At 66.2% G+C, this 15,779-nt stretch carries 15 protein-coding genes; 11 read left to right on the forward strand and 4 right to left on the reverse strand.

The window, feature by feature from the left end; translation table 11 throughout:
• Window positions 1–78 precede the first annotated feature (78 nt).
• On the forward strand, window positions 79–444 hold the full coding sequence (locus OKW45_RS22020) for a DUF3022 domain-containing protein (RefSeq protein ID WP_018417736.1): 366 nt from the start codon (window positions 79–81) through the stop codon (window positions 442–444).
• Between the two features lie 40 nt (window positions 445–484).
• On the opposite strand, the gene OKW45_RS22025 is transcribed toward OKW45_RS22020, so the two are convergent.
• Complete coding sequence (locus OKW45_RS22025; protein ID WP_429471093.1) at window positions 485–922, reverse strand: PGDYG domain-containing protein; 438 nt, start codon at window positions 920–922, stop codon at window positions 485–487.
• Between the two features lie 264 nt (window positions 923–1,186).
• The gene (locus OKW45_RS22030; RefSeq protein WP_429471095.1) at window positions 1,187–1,705 is read right to left on the reverse strand and encodes a Spy/CpxP family protein refolding chaperone; all 519 of its coding nucleotides are present in this window, start codon (window positions 1,703–1,705) and stop codon (window positions 1,187–1,189) included.
• Between the two features lie 345 nt (window positions 1,706–2,050).
• Here OKW45_RS22030 and OKW45_RS22035 point away from each other — a divergent pair, with 345 nt between their 5' ends.
• Together OKW45_RS22035 and OKW45_RS22040 are read left to right on the forward strand one after the other, a co-directional pair.
• Window positions 2,051–2,509, forward strand: coding sequence for an Lrp/AsnC family transcriptional regulator (locus OKW45_RS22035; protein ID WP_008922942.1), 459 nt, complete (start codon window positions 2,051–2,053; stop codon window positions 2,507–2,509).
• A gap of 257 nt (window positions 2,510–2,766) precedes the next feature.
• Window positions 2,767–3,864: a saccharopine dehydrogenase family protein gene (locus OKW45_RS22040; protein WP_026225335.1), complete on the forward strand. Its 1,098-nt coding sequence runs from the start codon at window positions 2,767–2,769 to the stop codon at window positions 3,862–3,864.
• Between the two features lie 116 nt (window positions 3,865–3,980).
• Here the strand turns inward: OKW45_RS22040 and OKW45_RS22045 are convergent, their stop codons facing one another.
• Complete coding sequence (locus OKW45_RS22045; RefSeq protein WP_429471097.1) at window positions 3,981–4,562, reverse strand: P-loop nucleotide/nucleoside kinase family protein; 582 nt, start codon at window positions 4,560–4,562, stop codon at window positions 3,981–3,983.
• Window positions 4,559–4,705, reverse strand: a complete 147-nt coding sequence (gene cydX, locus OKW45_RS22050) for a cytochrome bd-I oxidase subunit CydX (RefSeq protein WP_429471099.1) — start codon at window positions 4,703–4,705, stop codon at window positions 4,559–4,561. The genes OKW45_RS22045 and cydX overlap by 4 nt, the downstream gene beginning before the upstream one ends.
• Window positions 4,706–5,045: 340 nt before the next feature.
• Here cydX and OKW45_RS22055 point away from each other — a divergent pair, with 340 nt between their 5' ends.
• The 8 genes from OKW45_RS22055 to OKW45_RS22090 all read left to right on the forward strand — a co-directional run bounded on the left by OKW45_RS22055 (window position 5,046) and on the right by OKW45_RS22090 (window position 15,437).
• The gene (locus tag OKW45_RS22055; protein WP_429471101.1) at window positions 5,046–5,486 is read left to right on the forward strand and encodes a hypothetical protein; all 441 of its coding nucleotides are present in this window, start codon (window positions 5,046–5,048) and stop codon (window positions 5,484–5,486) included.
• Between the two features lie 179 nt (window positions 5,487–5,665).
• Window positions 5,666–6,643 carry a magnesium/cobalt transporter CorA gene (gene corA, locus OKW45_RS22060; RefSeq protein ID WP_429471103.1) on the forward strand — a complete coding sequence of 326 codons (978 nt, stop codon included), beginning with the start codon at window positions 5,666–5,668 and terminating at the stop codon, window positions 6,641–6,643.
• A 315-nt stretch (window positions 6,644–6,958) separates the two neighbouring features.
• A complete protein-coding gene (locus OKW45_RS22065; protein WP_018417744.1) occupies window positions 6,959–7,933 on the forward strand; it encodes a sugar ABC transporter substrate-binding protein in 975 nt (324 codons plus the stop codon).
• 355 nt (window positions 7,934–8,288) lie between these two features.
• On the forward strand, window positions 8,289–9,881 hold the full coding sequence (locus OKW45_RS22070; protein ID WP_429471105.1) for a sugar ABC transporter ATP-binding protein: 1,593 nt from the start codon (window positions 8,289–8,291) through the stop codon (window positions 9,879–9,881).
• On the forward strand, window positions 9,881–10,972 hold the full coding sequence (locus OKW45_RS22075; RefSeq protein WP_429471107.1) for an ABC transporter permease: 1,092 nt from the start codon (window positions 9,881–9,883) through the stop codon (window positions 10,970–10,972). Before OKW45_RS22070 ends, OKW45_RS22075 begins: the two co-directional genes overlap by 1 nt.
• 255 nt (window positions 10,973–11,227) lie before the next feature.
• A complete protein-coding gene (locus OKW45_RS22080; RefSeq protein WP_018417747.1) occupies window positions 11,228–12,271 on the forward strand; it encodes a LacI family DNA-binding transcriptional regulator in 1,044 nt (347 codons plus the stop codon).
• 86 nt (window positions 12,272–12,357) lie between these two features.
• Entirely contained in the window at window positions 12,358–13,287 is a 930-nt protein-coding gene (gene rbsK, locus OKW45_RS22085) for a ribokinase (RefSeq protein WP_429471109.1), read from the forward strand.
• 359 nt (window positions 13,288–13,646) lie between these two features.
• Entirely contained in the window at window positions 13,647–15,437 is a 1,791-nt protein-coding gene (locus OKW45_RS22090) for a methyl-accepting chemotaxis protein (protein ID WP_429471111.1), read from the forward strand.
• Window positions 15,438–15,779: the final 342 nt, after the last annotated feature.

Below are 15,779 nucleotides of genomic sequence, written 5' to 3' on the forward strand. Positions count from 1 at the left end.
GGCAGGCGCCTCGCTATCCTTTCAGCGTTTCTCTAAAATGCGCCTACGTTTCAGAATCCTCTTTTCCCGGCAGCCTTCATGGAAGCTTACCAATACGACTGCGCGCATCCGGAGTTCGACGAGCTCGCGCGCGTCATCAGCGATCTGTTTCCCGAGCAGACGCAGTTCATCGAGCGTGCCGCCGACGATGGCACGCCCACACTGACGGTTCACTGGGTAGCAATGCGCTTCGGTTCCACCGCGCGCCGTATCGCGATGACGGTCGCGATCGCGCCGGCGGCGCTCGCGCGTTATCGCGCGATGCCGGCGCGGTTGCGTGGCCGCAGCTTTGCGGTCTTGCGCGCGTACGTCGAAGCGAGCCTGGGCTCGCTCGAAGAAATGTACGCGAACGGTCAGGCGGTCCCGCGCGAAGTCACGGTCGATCTCGGCGAAGAGTTCGCGTGACGCGCGAATGAAGCGCGGGTGAAACGCGTGTGCAGCGGATTCAATTCGCGAGCCGATAGACCTTCGCGAAACGCGCGGCCTGCACGACGCCATAGTCGCCGGGCGCGTACTGCATGACCCAGTCGCCGGCCGCGCCGTGCAGCACGTCGCCGCCGCTCGCGGAGCGCGCGAGCGAGAAGGACTCGTCCATCCGGCGGGCTAGTACGACCGCCGGGCGGTTGCGGTAGGCGCCGGCTTCGCCGTGCGCGAGCGCGGCATCGGCGGGCAGGTACTTCGCGTCGAAGCGCTCGCGCGACACGACCCAGCGCTCGCCGGTCGAGCCGGTGATCAGCGCATCGCCGCGCACATAGCGGTTCGGGCCTTCGAGGCTCATCAACTGGCCCTCGGCGGCGGCGAATTCGACGCTTACCGTTTCGTCCTTGACGACGCGTTGGGCGCGCGGATCGTCACGCAAATCGAGATTGCTGAGTTCGGTCATGAAGCGGGTGGAAGATTAGGGGGTGAGCGTTGCGGCGCGACTTGCCGCTTTGCGACGATCGTGCGTCGAGTCGCTGGGACGGGTAGCCGGCCCAGACAGCGCGCCCCCGAATAATGCCAGATGCATGAGCCGGGCGGGGGAAGGCGAAAGGCTGAGGCGTGGTGAGAAAGCCGCTGTTCGAGCGCCGGCGGAATCGCTGAAATCAATCGCGTCCGAACGGACCCGCGCCCGCGACGGGGCAACCCCGGCGCGGGCGCTCTTTCATTACGGCTTGACAGTCGCGTCGCTCGCGGCTTCTGCCGCGGGCTTGCTGCCCTTGCCCTTGCCATGGTGGCCGCGATGATGACCCTCGGGGCCGCCCCGGTGGAACGTCGCGTCGGCGAGCTTTTTCTGCTCCGGCGACAGGCTGCTATACAGCGGATCGAACGCATCGACGAGCTTCTTCATGCCGTCCGCATGCGCCTGCGCGATCGTTGCGTACTGTTTCATGTCGTCGAGCGCGCTCACGTTGGTGGCCGCCTTGCGCTGCTCGAACAGCTGGCCCATCGTTTCGCCATTGCTGCGCATGACGTCGGCGAACGCCTTCCATTGCGTTTCCTGCGCGGGCGTGATCTTCAGTTGCGAGTGCAGATAGGCAATGCGGTCTTCGACGTTGCGTTCGTGGCCGGCCTTGGCCGCGGGGGCCGAGGGCGTGGTGTCCGGCGCCGCGGCCGGCGCGGCGGTTTGGGCGAACGCGCCGCCCATCGAAACGGCCGTAGCCAGCATAACCAGTGCTTTTTTCATCGAAACTCCTGATGTCTGTTCGTTATTGAGACACGGCGCGCGGCGAGCGTCATGCCCCGCGCCAGCGGCGAATGGCGCCGCACCGCAAGCGGCTGCCGCATTCGCCCGTCGCCGCTATTAGTAACACGTTAACCCTACAATACGGTGCGTGTGCGACAAACGCTTACAACCGAAACGAACGCGAAACGGCTCGCGCCTGAGCGGCAATCGCGCCGACATACTGCGCCGGGGCCGCCCCCACAGTGTGCCGTGCATCTGTGACCGTACCGCGTGGCGTGACATGGCGCCGCTCCGTGCAGGCGCGCGATAATCCGCGACATTCCACACCAACTTCCTTCCCCTTCGATGAGACCTCCGCGCCTCGACCAGCTCGACGACCTCGACCGCAACCTCGTTGCACTGCTGCAAGCCAACGCGCGCGAGAGCGTCGCGAATCTTGCGCGGCAGCTCGGCGTCGCGCGCACGACCGTGATCGCGCGCATTGCGCGGCTCGAGCGCAGCAACGTGATCGCCGGCTACAGCGTGAGGCTTGGCCAGGATGTGCTCGATTCGAGCATCGTCGCGTATGTCGGCATCATCATCGCGCCGAAGCACGGGCCGGCCGTGCAGAAACGCCTCGGCAAAATGCCCGAAGTGCAGCTGCTGTGCGCGGTCAGCGGCGAGTTCGACTACGTGGCATGGCTGCGCGCCGATTCGCCGGAGCGGCTCAACGATCTGCTCGATCAGATCGGCGGGCTAGAGGGCGTCGAGCGGACCACGACGTCGATCATTCTCGCGCGCAAGATCGACCGTGGCACGGTGTGAGTCGGCGCGAGGTGTAACGTCTTCGCGAGTGCTGCGAGAGTCAATCGTTGACGCCTTTTTTACGCTGTTTCGACAAATCGCTTGAGCGGTTCGTCAGAACGTCGAACCTGATGGTCAAACCGCAGCATTTTGCGCGTATGAACTGTTTTTGCTTCTTCCTACACTGTCATTCAAGGGTTCGGCCCGCAGGCGCCGCGCGCAACACGCGGCGCACTTCCCAAGCTCGCAGACAGCACATGGATAACAAGGAGAAGCAGATGAAAGTAGCTATCGTTGGCGCAGGTCTGATCGGTCACACCATTGCCCATATGCTGCGCGAGACGGGCGACTACGAAGTCGTCGCGTTCGACCGCGATCAGCACGCGCTCGACAAGCTCGCCGCCCAGGGCATTCCCACCCGTCGCATCGATTCCGCCGACGCCGCCGTGCTGCGCGCCGCGATCCAGGGCTTCGACGTGCTGATCAACGCGCTGCCGTACTACCTCGCGATCAACGTCGCATCGGCCGCGAAGAGCGCGGGCGTGCATTACTTCGACCTGACCGAGGACGTACGCGCGACGCACGCGATCCGCGCGATCGCCGAAGATGCCGATCACGCATTCATGCCGCAGTGCGGTCTCGCGCCGGGCTTCATCGGCATTGCCGCGCACGAGCTCGCGAACCGCTTTACGGAAATCCGCGACGTGAAGATGCGCGTGGGCGCGCTGCCCGAGTTTCCGACCAATGCGCTGAAGTACAACCTGACGTGGAGCGTCGACGGCCTGATCAACGAGTACTGCCAGCCGTGCGAGGCGATCCGCGATGGCCGCACGCAATGGGTGCAGCCGCTCGAAGGCCTCGAGCATTTCTCGCTCGACGGCACCGAGTACGAAGCGTTCAACACGTCGGGCGGGCTGGGCACGCTGTGCGAAACGCTGGCGGGCCGCGTCGAATCGCTCGACTACAAGTCGGTGCGCTATCCGGGTCATCGCAACCTGATGCAGTTCCTGCTCGAAGACCTGCGTTTGTCGAGCGACCGCGATACGCTGAAGACCATCATGCGCCGCTCGGTGCCATCGACCGCGCAAGATGTCGTGCTGGTGTTCATCACCGTGAGCGGCATGCGCGACGGTCAGCTCTTGCAGGAGGTGTTCACGCGGAAGATCTTCGCGAAGACCGTCTGCGGCGTGCCGATGAGCGCGATTCAGATCACGACTGCCGGCGCGATGTGCGCGGTGCTCGATCTGTTCCGCGAGCGCAAGCTGCCGCAAAAGGGCTTCGTGCGCCAGGAGCAGGTATCGCTCGGCGATTTTCTGGCGAACCGCTTCGGCAAGTTGTACGAAGGGCAGTCGCTGGAGGCGATGGCGACCGTTTGAGGCCGGCATGGCTCGCGTCGAATGAAAATCCCCGTACGTCGCCGACGTACGGGGATTTTCCGTTTTTCAGCCAGCATCGGACCAGCGCGGCACTCGCCAGACAGAAGGGAGGGCCGTCATCCAGCCACGATTTGCGCGACGAGCGCTTCATGGTCCGCCGAACTGGGCGCGGTATTGTCGAACATCAGCAGACCCTCGCGGCTCGCGCCGCTCGGCTCGAAACGCCGCCGCCGGTAGTCGTCCCAGTGCGCGAGCTTGTACGCATCGTTGGGATTCGCGCGCGCGACGATCCGCTGCCGCGCCACGTCCTCCGAGGTCCGCACCCACACGACACGCAACCTCACGTCCGGCGCGACGCCGAGCCACGCGTGATCGAACAGCCGCCGCTCGCGCACCTCGCGAGACAGCGGGCCGACGACCAACGCGCTGATGCCGAGTTCGAGATTGTCGCGCGCCGCATCGATGAGGCCGCGATACTCGGGGTCGCGCAGGTGCTGCAGGAAAAGAGGGCTGTCGCGATCGTTCGGATTGCCGGTCAGCATCGCCATCGCGGCCGCGCTATAGCCGCCGTACAGCGTGTCCTTGTCGAGCAGGCAGAAGGGGGTGCCGCTCACTTTCATCAGCGGGCCGAGCAGTTTTTTCGCCAGCGTCGTCTTGCCCGTGCCCGCATGACCGCAAAAGAAAACCAGAGAAGTCACGCAGGCTTGTCCTCATGCGGCGCGGCGGCGGCATCGGGGCGCGGGTCGCGCGCGAACTTGCCGTTGGCCTCGAGCCACATCACGTTGATGATGCCGAAGGCGAGCGCCACACCCACGCCGAGAATCCAGGTGAAATACCACATCGCAGTCTCCTTGATCGTGCGTCCGGCGACGCGGATCGACAGGCATGCCGGCAACCGACGACGGCCAGCCGCGAGCGCGGCCGCCTGCACCGATCATGAAGAAGAACGCCGCGCCATGCAAGAGGCGCGGCGCCCGAGCTGCGTGCGCCGTGGCTAGCGGTATGTCCGCGCGTTGCTATGATGCGGAACATTCATGCGTACGAGCGTATCGTGTCCGCCGAACCGGCGGACGCGGAGCGACGACCCACACCGCGTAGTCGGAAACTCGGGGCCACAATCGGGAGCACACGGGAGAACCAGCATGCCGATGCGCCTGTCTTGCCGCTGCCGAGCCGCACGGATGGCCGGGCCCGCACGCTGTGCCGCGTTGGCCGCAGGCGTCGCGCTCAGCGTGCTCACGCTGGCCGGCTGCGCGTCGACGCCGGCCGAGCCGGTACCGTTCGAACCGGTGCCTGCCGAGCGCATCGTCAGACAGGGCTATACGGCGCCGGGCCCCGGCCTCGTCGCGGTGGACCTGCGGCGCGAGCGTTCGCGCGACGTGATCGTGCGGTTTCGCAATGCGCTCGTCTATATCGACGGCGAGCGCGTGACCGACCTGATGAACGGCGAGCACGTGGTGTTCTATCTGCCGCCCGGCGCGCATCGGATCGGCGTATCGACGCAGTTCGATCCGGTCATCGAGCTGAACTTCGTCGTAACGGCCGACCCGCGCTACACGAACCGCGCCTCGGTCACGTTCAACGACGATCACCGCATCGGCCTGCAGCGGGTCGCGCAGTAGCGTGCGGTCGAGCATTAACAATTGGATACGCGCGGCTTAGGTATCGCGCCTTAACATGGCGGCTGATACAAGCGGCCTGGAAGCGTGCTTGTCCGTTCATGCAGGTCCGTCGACCGTCTTACGCAATGCTTACGTGAGAGGGTGGCGAGGTCTGCTTTCGTATGCAAGGTAATCCGAACATGCTGATCAATTGCGCCGCCTATCAGGACGGCCGGAAACTCGCCGACGTCGATGTCGACAGCATCAGCGACTACGTCGCGCGGCCCGAGTGCTTCGTCTGGGTCGCGTTGAAAGACCCGGAGCCCGAGGAACTCGCGGCCATGAAAGACGAATTCAATCTGCACGAGCTCGCGATCGAAGACGCGCAACACGGTCATCAGCGCCCGAAAATCGAGGAGTACGGCGATTCGGTCTTCACCGTGATGCACACGGTCGAGATGGATGAGACAGGCGAGCTGGTGATCGGCGAAGTCGATGTGTTCGCCGGCGCCAACTATGTGCTGTCGGTGCGCCGCGGCACGCGCACCGGTTTCCAGAGCGTGCGCACGCGCTGCGAGCGCGAGCCGCATCTGTTGAAGGAAGGCTCGGCGTTCGTGCTGTACGCACTGATGGACGACGTGGTCGACCGTTATTTCCCGATCATCGAGGCGATGAGCACCGAGCTCGAAACGCTCGAGGACCGCATCTTCGAGAAGAACGATTCGGCCGCCTCGCGCGCGATCGTGCAGGACCTGTACTCGATGAAGCGCCGGCTCGTGATCCTGCAGCACCATATCGTGCCGCTGCAGGAAGCGGTCGGCAAACTGACGGGCGGCCGCATTCCAAGTGTTTGCGCAGGCATGCAGGCGTACTTCCGCGACGTCTACGATCACCTCGACCGGATCGTCAGAACCATCGAGGGGCGTCGCGAAATCGTCGTCACGGCGGTGCAGGTGAACCTCGGCATGATCTCGCTCGCCGAGAGCGAAATCACCAAGCGGCTCGGCTCGTTCGCCGCGCTGTTCGCGGTGCCGACCATGATCGCCGGCATCTACGGGATGAACTTCGAGCGCATTCCCGAGCTGCATTTCAGGTACGGGTATCCGGTCGTGCTGGTGGTGATGCTGGCGATCGACTTCGTGCTGTACCGGCGTTTTCGCAAGGCCGGCTGGTTGTAGCCGGCGCACCGTTCAATTTCCTCGGGGTTTCACTTGCGGCGCGCGCGATACCAGGCCAGCATAAGCGGCCTGTGTGTCGCGCCGCACGCGACACACGGGCGTCATCGACTGCACGGACTGAGCGAGGGAACCTTGCCACACGCTGCCCGGATCGAACGAGCGTATTGCGGCGCCGCAGATGTTGCGCGCCGGTGCGTTGCAACACCGCGAATCGTTGACATTCCGAAGAGCTTGCGCTGAGAATAGGCCTCGCAAACGTTTGCGCATCACAAAAAATACGGCTCGCCCGCGAGCCTGACAACCTTGGAGATACGCATGAGCCATCGAACCCGTCGTCGCATTCTAGCCGCCGCAGTTCTCGCCACCGCCTCCGCCGTCCTGCCTTTTTCCGCCGCCCACGCGCAGAACGCCCCGGCTCATAAGCCGAAGGTCGCGCTCGTGATGAAGTCGCTCGCCAACGAGTTCTTCCTGACCATGGAGACCGGGGCGAAGGACTATCAGAAGCACAACCCCGACAAGTTCGAGCTGATCACGAACGGCATCAAGGACGAAACCGACACCGCCAACCAGATCCGCATCGTCGAGCAGATGATCGTGTCTAAGGTCGACGCGATCGTGCTTGCGCCGGCCGATTCGAAGGCGCTTGTGCCGGTCGTCAAGAAGGCGGTCGACGCGGGCATCATCGTCGTCAACATCGACAATCGGCTCGATCAGGACGTGCTGAAGTCGAAAGACCTGAACGTGCCGTTCGTCGGCCCCGACAATCGCAAGGGCGCGCGGCTCGTCGGTGACTACCTCGCGAAGCGCCTGAAGGCCGGCGACGAGGTCGGCATCCTCGAAGGCGTCTCGACCACCACCAACGCGCAGCAGCGCACGGCGGGCTTCAAGGACGCAATGCAGGCGGTCGGCGCGAAGGTCGTGTCGGTGCAGTCGGGCGAGTGGGAAATCGACAAGGGCAACGCAGTCGCATCGGCGATGCTCAACGAGTATCCGAACCTGAAGGCGCTGCTCGCCGGCAACGACAACATGGCGATCGGCGCGGTGTCGGCCGTGCGCGCGGCCGGCAAGCAAGGCAAGGTGCTGGTGGTCGGCTACGACAACATCAACGCGATCCATCCGATGCTGAAGGACGGCCGCGTGCTCGCCACCGCCGACCAGTACGCGGCGAAGCAGGCCGTGTTCGGCATCGATACCGCATTGAAGGCGTTGAGCGAAAACAGGAAGCAGTCGCAGCTGTCGGGTGTCGTCGAAACGCCGGTCGTTCTGGTGACGAAGGACACCCTGAAGTAAGCGCGCCGCGCCCGGCGTGAAGCACGAGCCGGGCGCAGCCGGAAAAGCGCACGGGAAGCCGTAAAAATCGCCCCGAATTATGCGGGTAGCATGTTTTAGAGGCAAACCACCACCCAGTGATCCGCTTTTATTCAACGGACGCTCAAGAATCCCGCCGCACCGCCGTTAATCCCAGAGATAAGCGTCATGACAGCGGCTCGCGTGGTGAGAGGGAGCGCGGCCATGAGCACCTGTGCATTCCGCGCAGTGGGCCGGCATGACTCGTGGCAGCCGGGCGCGGTGTGCTGTGCGGCAAGCGCAGCGGACCGCCGGGGCGCCACGAAGGCGCCAGAAGCGCCATGCAACCAGGAGCGCGATGGATTCGACCGACCACGACGCCTTGCCTGTCGTACTGAACGTCAGCGGCATCGGCAAGACCTATGCCGAACCGGTGCTCGCCGACGTATCGCTGTCGCTGCGAGCGGGCGAGGTATTGGCGTTGACCGGCGAGAACGGCGCGGGCAAGAGCACGCTGTCGAAGATCATCGGCGGGCTGGTCGAGGCGAGCGCGGGCACGATGCGGCTTGCCGACGCGCCGTACGCGCCCGCGAGCCGCACCGAGGCCGAGGCGCTCGGCGTGCGCATGGTCATGCAGGAGTTGAATCTGCTGCCTACGCTGTCGGTCGCCGAGAACCTGTTCCTGAACCGGCTGCCGCGTGCGGGCGCGTTCAGCTTCGGTTGGATCGATCGCGGCAAGCTTCGCGAGAACGCGCGCGAGGCGATGGCGCAGGTCGGACTCGACGCGATCGATCCCGACACGCTGGTCGGCGAACTGGGCATCGGTCATCAGCAAATGGTCGAGATCGCCCGCAACCTGATCGACGACTGCCGCGTGCTGATCCTCGACGAGCCGACCGCGATGCTGACCGCCCGCGAGGTCGATCTGCTGTTCGAGCAGATCGGGCGGCTCAAGGCTCGCGGCGTCGCGCTCGTCTATATCTCGCACCGGCTCGAAGAGCTGGCGCGGGTCGCCGAACGGGTCGCGGTGCTGCGCGACGGCCGCCTCGTGCATGTCGACGCGATGGCGAACCTGACGAGCGAGCAGATCGTCACGTGGATGGTCGGCCGCGAGCTCGGCGAGCATATCGATCTCGGCGAGCGCAACATCGGCGCGCCGCTCCTGAAAGTGGAGCGGCTCGCGCGCGGCAAGGTAGTGCGCGACGTGTCGTTCGAGGTGCGCGCGGGCGAGATTTTCGGTGTGAGCGGACTGATCGGCGCGGGCCGCACCGAGCTGATGCGGCTCATCTACGGCGCCGACCGCAAGGACGGCGGCAGCGTGTCGCTCGCCGCGACGCCGGGCGCGTCGCCTACGCCGGTGCGAATCGACTCGCCGGCCGACGCGGTACGCGCGGGTATCGCGCTGATCACCGAAGACCGCAAGGGCGAAGGCCTGCTGCTGCCGCAACCGATCGCGGCCAACCTGTCGCTCGGCAATCTCCGCAGCGTCGCGCGGCACGGCCTCGTCGACGCGAAGCGCGAGAACGCGCTGGCGTACAAGCAGATCGCCGCGATGCGGATTCGCAGCTCGGGGCCCGCGCAGATCGTCGGCGAGCTGTCGGGCGGCAACCAGCAGAAGGTCGTGATCGGCCGCTGGCTCGCGCGCGACTGCCGCGTGCTGTTGTTCGACGAACCGACGCGCGGCATCGACGTCGGCGCGAAGTTCGATATTTACGGCCTGATGGGCGCGCTCGCTCGCGCCGGCCGCGCGCTCGTCGTGGTGTCGAGCGATCTGCGCGAACTGATGCTGATCTGCGACCGGATCGGCGTGATGTCGGCGGGCAGCATGACAGGCGTGTTCGAGCGCGCGAGCTGGAGCCAGGATGCGCTGCTCGCGGCTGCGTTCGCCGGCTACCGCGGCCGTGACGCGCTGCTGCACGCGCACGGCGTCAACGAAGCAGGGAGTCTGTGATGACCGATCGATCGTGGCGCGAGGCGGCGGGTGTCAAACAGGACGGCCAGTTGGACGGCCAGCAGGGCGGCAAGCAAGGCGGTGCGCCGGACGCGCCCGCCGTGACGCCGTCCGCCGATCCGTCGGCGCCGCTCGCGAGCGGCAAACCGGCCGGCACGCGGCTCGGCTTTTCGAACTACCTGGGCCTCGCCGGCGCGCTGCTCGCGATGATCGTGCTGTTCTCGCTGCTGAGTTCGCACTTTCTGAGCTACGACACGTTCAGCACGATCGCGAACCAGATTCCGGATCTCGTCGTGATGTCGGTCGGCATGACCTTCGTGCTGATCATCGCGGGGATCGATCTGTCGGTGGGCTCGGTGCTCGCGCTCGGGGCGTCGGTGGTCAGCGTGGTGACGCTGAAGTGGGGCTGGGGGCCGGCTGCCGGCGCGCTGCTCGGGGTCGCGGTCGCGGCGCTGACCGGCACCGTGACCGGCGCGGTGACGGTGGGCTGGCGAATTCCGTCGTTCATCGTGTCGCTCGGCGTACTCGAGGCGGCGCGCGGCATGGCGTATCAGATGACCAATTCGCGCACCGCGTATATCGGTGATGCGTTCGATTTTCTGTCGAACCCGATCGCGCTCGGCATCTCGCCGGCCTTTCTGATCGCGGTGGCGGTGATGGTGACAGCGCAGTTGGTGCTGACGCGCACGGTGTTCGGGCGCTATCTGGTCGGGATCGGCACCAACGAGGAAGCGGTGCGGCTCGCGGGCGTCAATCCGCGGCCGTACAAGGTGATCGTGTTCGCGCTGATGGGCGCGCTGTCCGGACTCGCGGCGCTGTTCCAGATCTCGCGGCTCGAGGCGGCCGATCCGAATGCAGGTGTCGGCCTGGAGCTGCAGGTGATCGCGGCGGTCGTGATCGGCGGCACGAGTCTGATGGGCGGACGTGGTTCGGTTATCAGCACGTTTTTTGGCGTGCTGATCATTTCGGTGCTGGCGGCGGGCCTCGCGCAGATCGGCGCGAACGAGCCGACCAAGCGCATGATCACCGGCGCGGTGATCGTGGTGGCGGTGGTGCTCGATACGTACCGCAGTCGTCGCAAACGCGCCTGAGGTGGGAGCCGCGGCGCAACGATGAATGAGTGCATGGGACCGGAGTAAGCGCTAAAGCGCTAACTCCGTTCGACCGCGATGAGACTGCATGGGACCGGAGTAAGCGCTAAAGCGCCAACTCCGTTCGACCGCGATGAGACTGCATGGGACCGGAGTAAGCGCTAAAGCGCTAACTCCGTTCGACCGCGATGAGACTGCATGGGACCGGAGTAAGCGCTAAAGCGCTAACTCCGTTCGACAGGAGAGCAACAGGTTATGACGACGATCAAGGATGTAGCGGCGGTGGCGGGCGTGTCGTTCACGACGGTATCGCACGTCGTGAACAACTCGCGGCCGGTGTCGGCCGATGTGCGCGCGAAAGTCGAGCACGCGATCCGTCAACTGCACTATGTGCCGTCGGCAGTCGCGCGCTCGCTGAAGGCGCGCTCGACCGCGACGATCGGACTGGTGGTGCCGAACAGCACGAACCCGTATTTCGCGGAGCTCGCGCGCGGCATCGAGGACGGCTGCGCGCGCAATGGCTACTGCGTGTTCTTCTGCAACTCCGACGATGACCCCGCGAAGCAGCGCAACTATCTGCGCGTGCTGCAGGAAAAGCGCATCGACGGGTTGATCGTCGCGTCGGCCGGCGACGACGCCGTGCTCGCGCAGGCGCTCGCCGACGCGCGCGAGCCGCTCGTGGTGGTGGACCGCAACATCGAGGGAGTCAACGCGGACCTCGTGCAGATCGATCACGAGAAGGGCGCGTATCTGGCCACGCGTCATCTGCTCGAGCTCGGGCATGTGCGGATCGGTTGCATCACGGGGCCGGTGCAGACCGCGGTCAGCGCGATGCGGGTGCACGGCTTCATTCGCGCGATGGCCGAGCGTGGCATCGAGATTCCGGCCGATGCCATCGTCGAAAGCGATTTTTCGGGGACGGGCGGACATCGCGCGGCCGCGCAGCTGTTCGATACGGTCAGGCCGTCGGCGATTTTCGCGGGCAACGACATGATGGGTATCGGCGCGTTGCGCGCGGCGGCGGAGCGCAATATCAGCGTGCCGCGCGATTGCTCGATCATCGGTTTCGACGATATCGAGCTGGGCCGCTTCACGTTCCCGTCGCTGTCGACGGTCGGACAGTCGGTGCGCGCGCTTGGCGACACGGCCGCGCAGACGCTGATCGACCGGATCGCCGAGGCGTCGTCGAACGGCACCGCGCGGGCGCCTGCGCGCCGCCGCGTGGTGTCGCCGCGGCTGATCGTGCGGGAGTCCACCGCGACGTGGGCGGGCGCGGAACGGCGGGATCTGGCGGCCTGATGCGCCGGATGAAGGACGCATGAGGGGCGCTCGAAGGACGCGCGCGCAATAGCGACGCGACCCGTCGCGCAACGGAGGACACTCGAGTGGCAAGCAACCCAACGCGCGCACGCGTCACGGTGGTCGGTAGTCTGAACATGGACCTCGTGGTGCGTTCGCCACGCCTGCCCCAACCGGGCGAGACGCTGGCCGGCCGCGGCTTCGCGCAGGTCGCGGGCGGCAAGGGCGGCAACCAGGCGGTCGCTGCCGCGCGGCTCGGCGCGCAGGTGTCGATGCTCGGCTGCGTCGGTGCCGATGCGAATGGCGCGCAGTTGCGCGCGGGCCTCGAAGCGGAGCGCATCGACTGCGCCGCGCTCGAAACCGGCAGGGAGCCGAGCGGTGTTGCGCTGATCGTCGTCGACGATGCGAGCCAGAACACGATCGTGATCGTCGCGGGCAGCAACGGCGAGGTCACGCCGGCCACCGTCGCGCGACACGAAGCGACGCTCGCCGCCGCCGACGTCGTGATCTGTCAGCTCGAAACCCCGCCCCAATCGGTGCGCGCGGCGCTGGCGGCGGCGCGGCGGCTCGGCAAGACCGTGATCCTGAATCCGGCGCCCGCTACCGGCCCGTTGCCGGCCGACTGGCTGCCGCTGATCGACTACCTGATTCCGAACGAACTCGAAGCCGCCGCGCTGAGCGGTCTCCCCGTCGATTCGCCCGAGGACGCCGCACGGGCCGCCGCCGCGTTGCGCGCGGCCGGCGCGCGCAACGTGCTGGTCACGCTCGGTGCGCGCGGCTTGCATGCGTCGCTCGAAGGCGCGGCTGCGACGCTGTACGACGCGCCGCGCGTCGAGGCGGTCGACACGACCGCGGCCGGCGACACCTTCATCGGCGGCTTCGCGGCGCAGCTCGCGCAGGGCGCGAGCGTCGATGCGGCAATCCGCTTCGCGCAGCGCGCCGCCGCGCTATCGGTGACGCGCGCGGGCGCACAGCCATCGATTCCGACGCGCTCGGAGGTCGACGCATTGGACTGATGCCGCGGCGGCATTAGCACCGCGCACGCTGCCTGATCGAACTGTCCTGCAACCGCTTCGGGCGACTCCGAACGGCTCGCTTCTCCACCCATTCCCCCCGCCAAAACGTCAAAAATCGTGCTTTGACGAATATCGCCGCGTTTCCCCTGCGGGCCGCGAACACACTCGTTTCCAGTCAACTTGCTTGCAACGTCCAACAACGTCTTTGTTCATACCTTTTAAATACTTCAAGTCTATGAGTGCGCTGCCGTAAACGGAAATTAGAGCGCTGTTTCAAAAAAGCGCCGGACCTAACACACGCCGCCCCCCACGCTGCGTAGGCAGCAGCCGCTCATTGAGTACAGCACACAGGACCAAGCATGTTGAATAAAGGCATCACGATCAAGGCGCGAATTGGCCTGACGATGGCGTTCCTCGCCGCGTTGCTGGTTGCGATCGGCGTTTTCGGTCTGTTCGGCATGAGCCGTTCGAACGACGCCTATGAGGACACGTTCACCAACGCGATGCCGGGCGCGGTGAACATCGGCAACGCGGAAATCTACGCGGCGCGCGAACGACTCGCGCTCGACCGCGCCGCGTTCCTGGTCGGCACACCGGAAGCGGCCACCACCATCGAGCGCGGGCGCATGCTCGGGGGCACGTCCGACATGTGGTGGAAAAAATATCTCGATCTGCCACGCAACGCGGACGAAGACCGGCTTGCGCAGGACGTCGCCGCGAAGCGCAACGCGCTGCATCAGCAACTCGAAACGTTCGCCGCGACGATCACGGCGAACGATCAGGGCAAGCTGGTCGAGGACGCGAAGAATCTGCAGGTCGTCTTCAACGACCTCGTCGGCGCCGACGACGCGGTGCGCAAATACCAGTTCGACTCGGCCAGGCAGGGCTTCGACTCCGCGCAGAGCAGTTTCCAGACGTTCCGCGTGGTCAGCATCGGCGCGCTGGTGGTCGGCGTGCTGGCGGCGGCGCTGTCGTATCTGACGCTGAGCCGCTCGATCGCGCGTCCGCTCGACGAAGCGCTCGGCCACTTCGATGCGATTGCGGCCGGCGATCTGCGTCGTCCGGTGATCGCGACATCGCGCGACGAAATGGGGCAACTGCTCGAAGGAATCGCCAGAATGCAGCGCAGCCTCACCGAAACGGTGCGCAGCGTGCGCGGCGGTAGCGAGTCGATCGCGACCGCGACGCGCCAGATCGCGGCGGGCAACGTCGACCTGTCGTCGCGGACCGAGGAGCAGGCGTCGGCGCTGCAGGAAACCGCCTCGAGCATGGAGCAGTTGACCGGCACCGTGCGGCAGAATGCCGACAACGCGCGCCAGGCGAGCGCGCTCGCGGCCAACGCGTCCGAGATCGCCAACAAGGGTAGCGCGGTGGTCGGCCAGGTGGTCGGCACGATGGGCGACATCAACCAGAGCTCGGCGAAGATCGCCGACATCATCTCGATCATCGAAGGCATTGCCTTCCAGACCAACATCCTCGCGTTGAACGCAGCCGTCGAGGCGGCGCGCGCCGGCGAGGAGGGGCGCGGCTTCGCGGTCGTCGCGGGCGAAGTGCGCAGCCTCGCGCAGCGTTCGTCGGCGGCGGCCAAGGAGATCAAGGAGCTGATCGATACGTCGGTCGAGCGCGTGCAGTCGGGCTCGGCGCTCGTCGACGAGGCCGGCCGCACGATGAGCGAAATCATCGGCGCGGTGCGGCGCGTGACCGACATCATGGGCGAGATCGCGGCGGCGTCGGAGGAGCAGAGCGGCGGCATCGACCAGGTCGCGCGCGCGGTCACGCAGATGGACGAGGTCACGCAGCAGAATGCGGCGCTCGTCGAGGAAGCGGCCGCCGCCGCGTCGTCGCTCGAGGAGCAGGCGGCGCGGCTGCGCAGCGCGGTCGCGGTGTTCCAGGTCGACGACAGCGGCCGTGGCGGTCACGAAGCGGCGTCGGCGCTTGCTGCGCCGAAGCGCCCGGTGTCCACGAGGCCGGTCGCTACACGCTCACGCAAGCTCACGCCGGCTACCGCGCAGGCGGCGTTGCCGGCGAAGGCATCGATCCCGGCCGCGGCCGCTGTCGCGCCGCAGGTAGCGGCCGCGTCCACGCCCACGCGCGCGCCGGCCAGGTCCGCGGCGACGGCCGGCAGCGATCAGGATTGGGAGACCTTCTGAGTTGGCTCCGATCAGGTGTACATGGGCGGCGGCGCCGTCGTGCGTCAGCTGAGTCGAGACGCGCCGTTCGGCGCACCAGCCGTTGCCGTTTCCGTTCGCTAGCTGTCCGGCATCCGCGTCGCACCCGCGACGATCGCTTCGCGAAAAACCGCGCCTGGACCCCCATGCGCGGTTTTTTTTCAGCTCCCGCAAGAATTAACGTTTGCGCGCCGCCGCCTTTCACCGGCGCGTGCCGCGATCCGGTACATTGACGGGCACGGCCCCGATCCGTTTGCGCGGCGCGCGGCTGCCGGCACCTTTAACAGGTGGTTCCCACATATTGCTACGTCCTGCGAACCCTGC

This window comes from Paraburkholderia lebeckiae (assembly GCF_050436225.1).
In the GTDB taxonomy this organism is placed as follows: domain Bacteria; phylum Pseudomonadota; class Gammaproteobacteria; order Burkholderiales; family Burkholderiaceae; genus Paraburkholderia; species Paraburkholderia tuberum.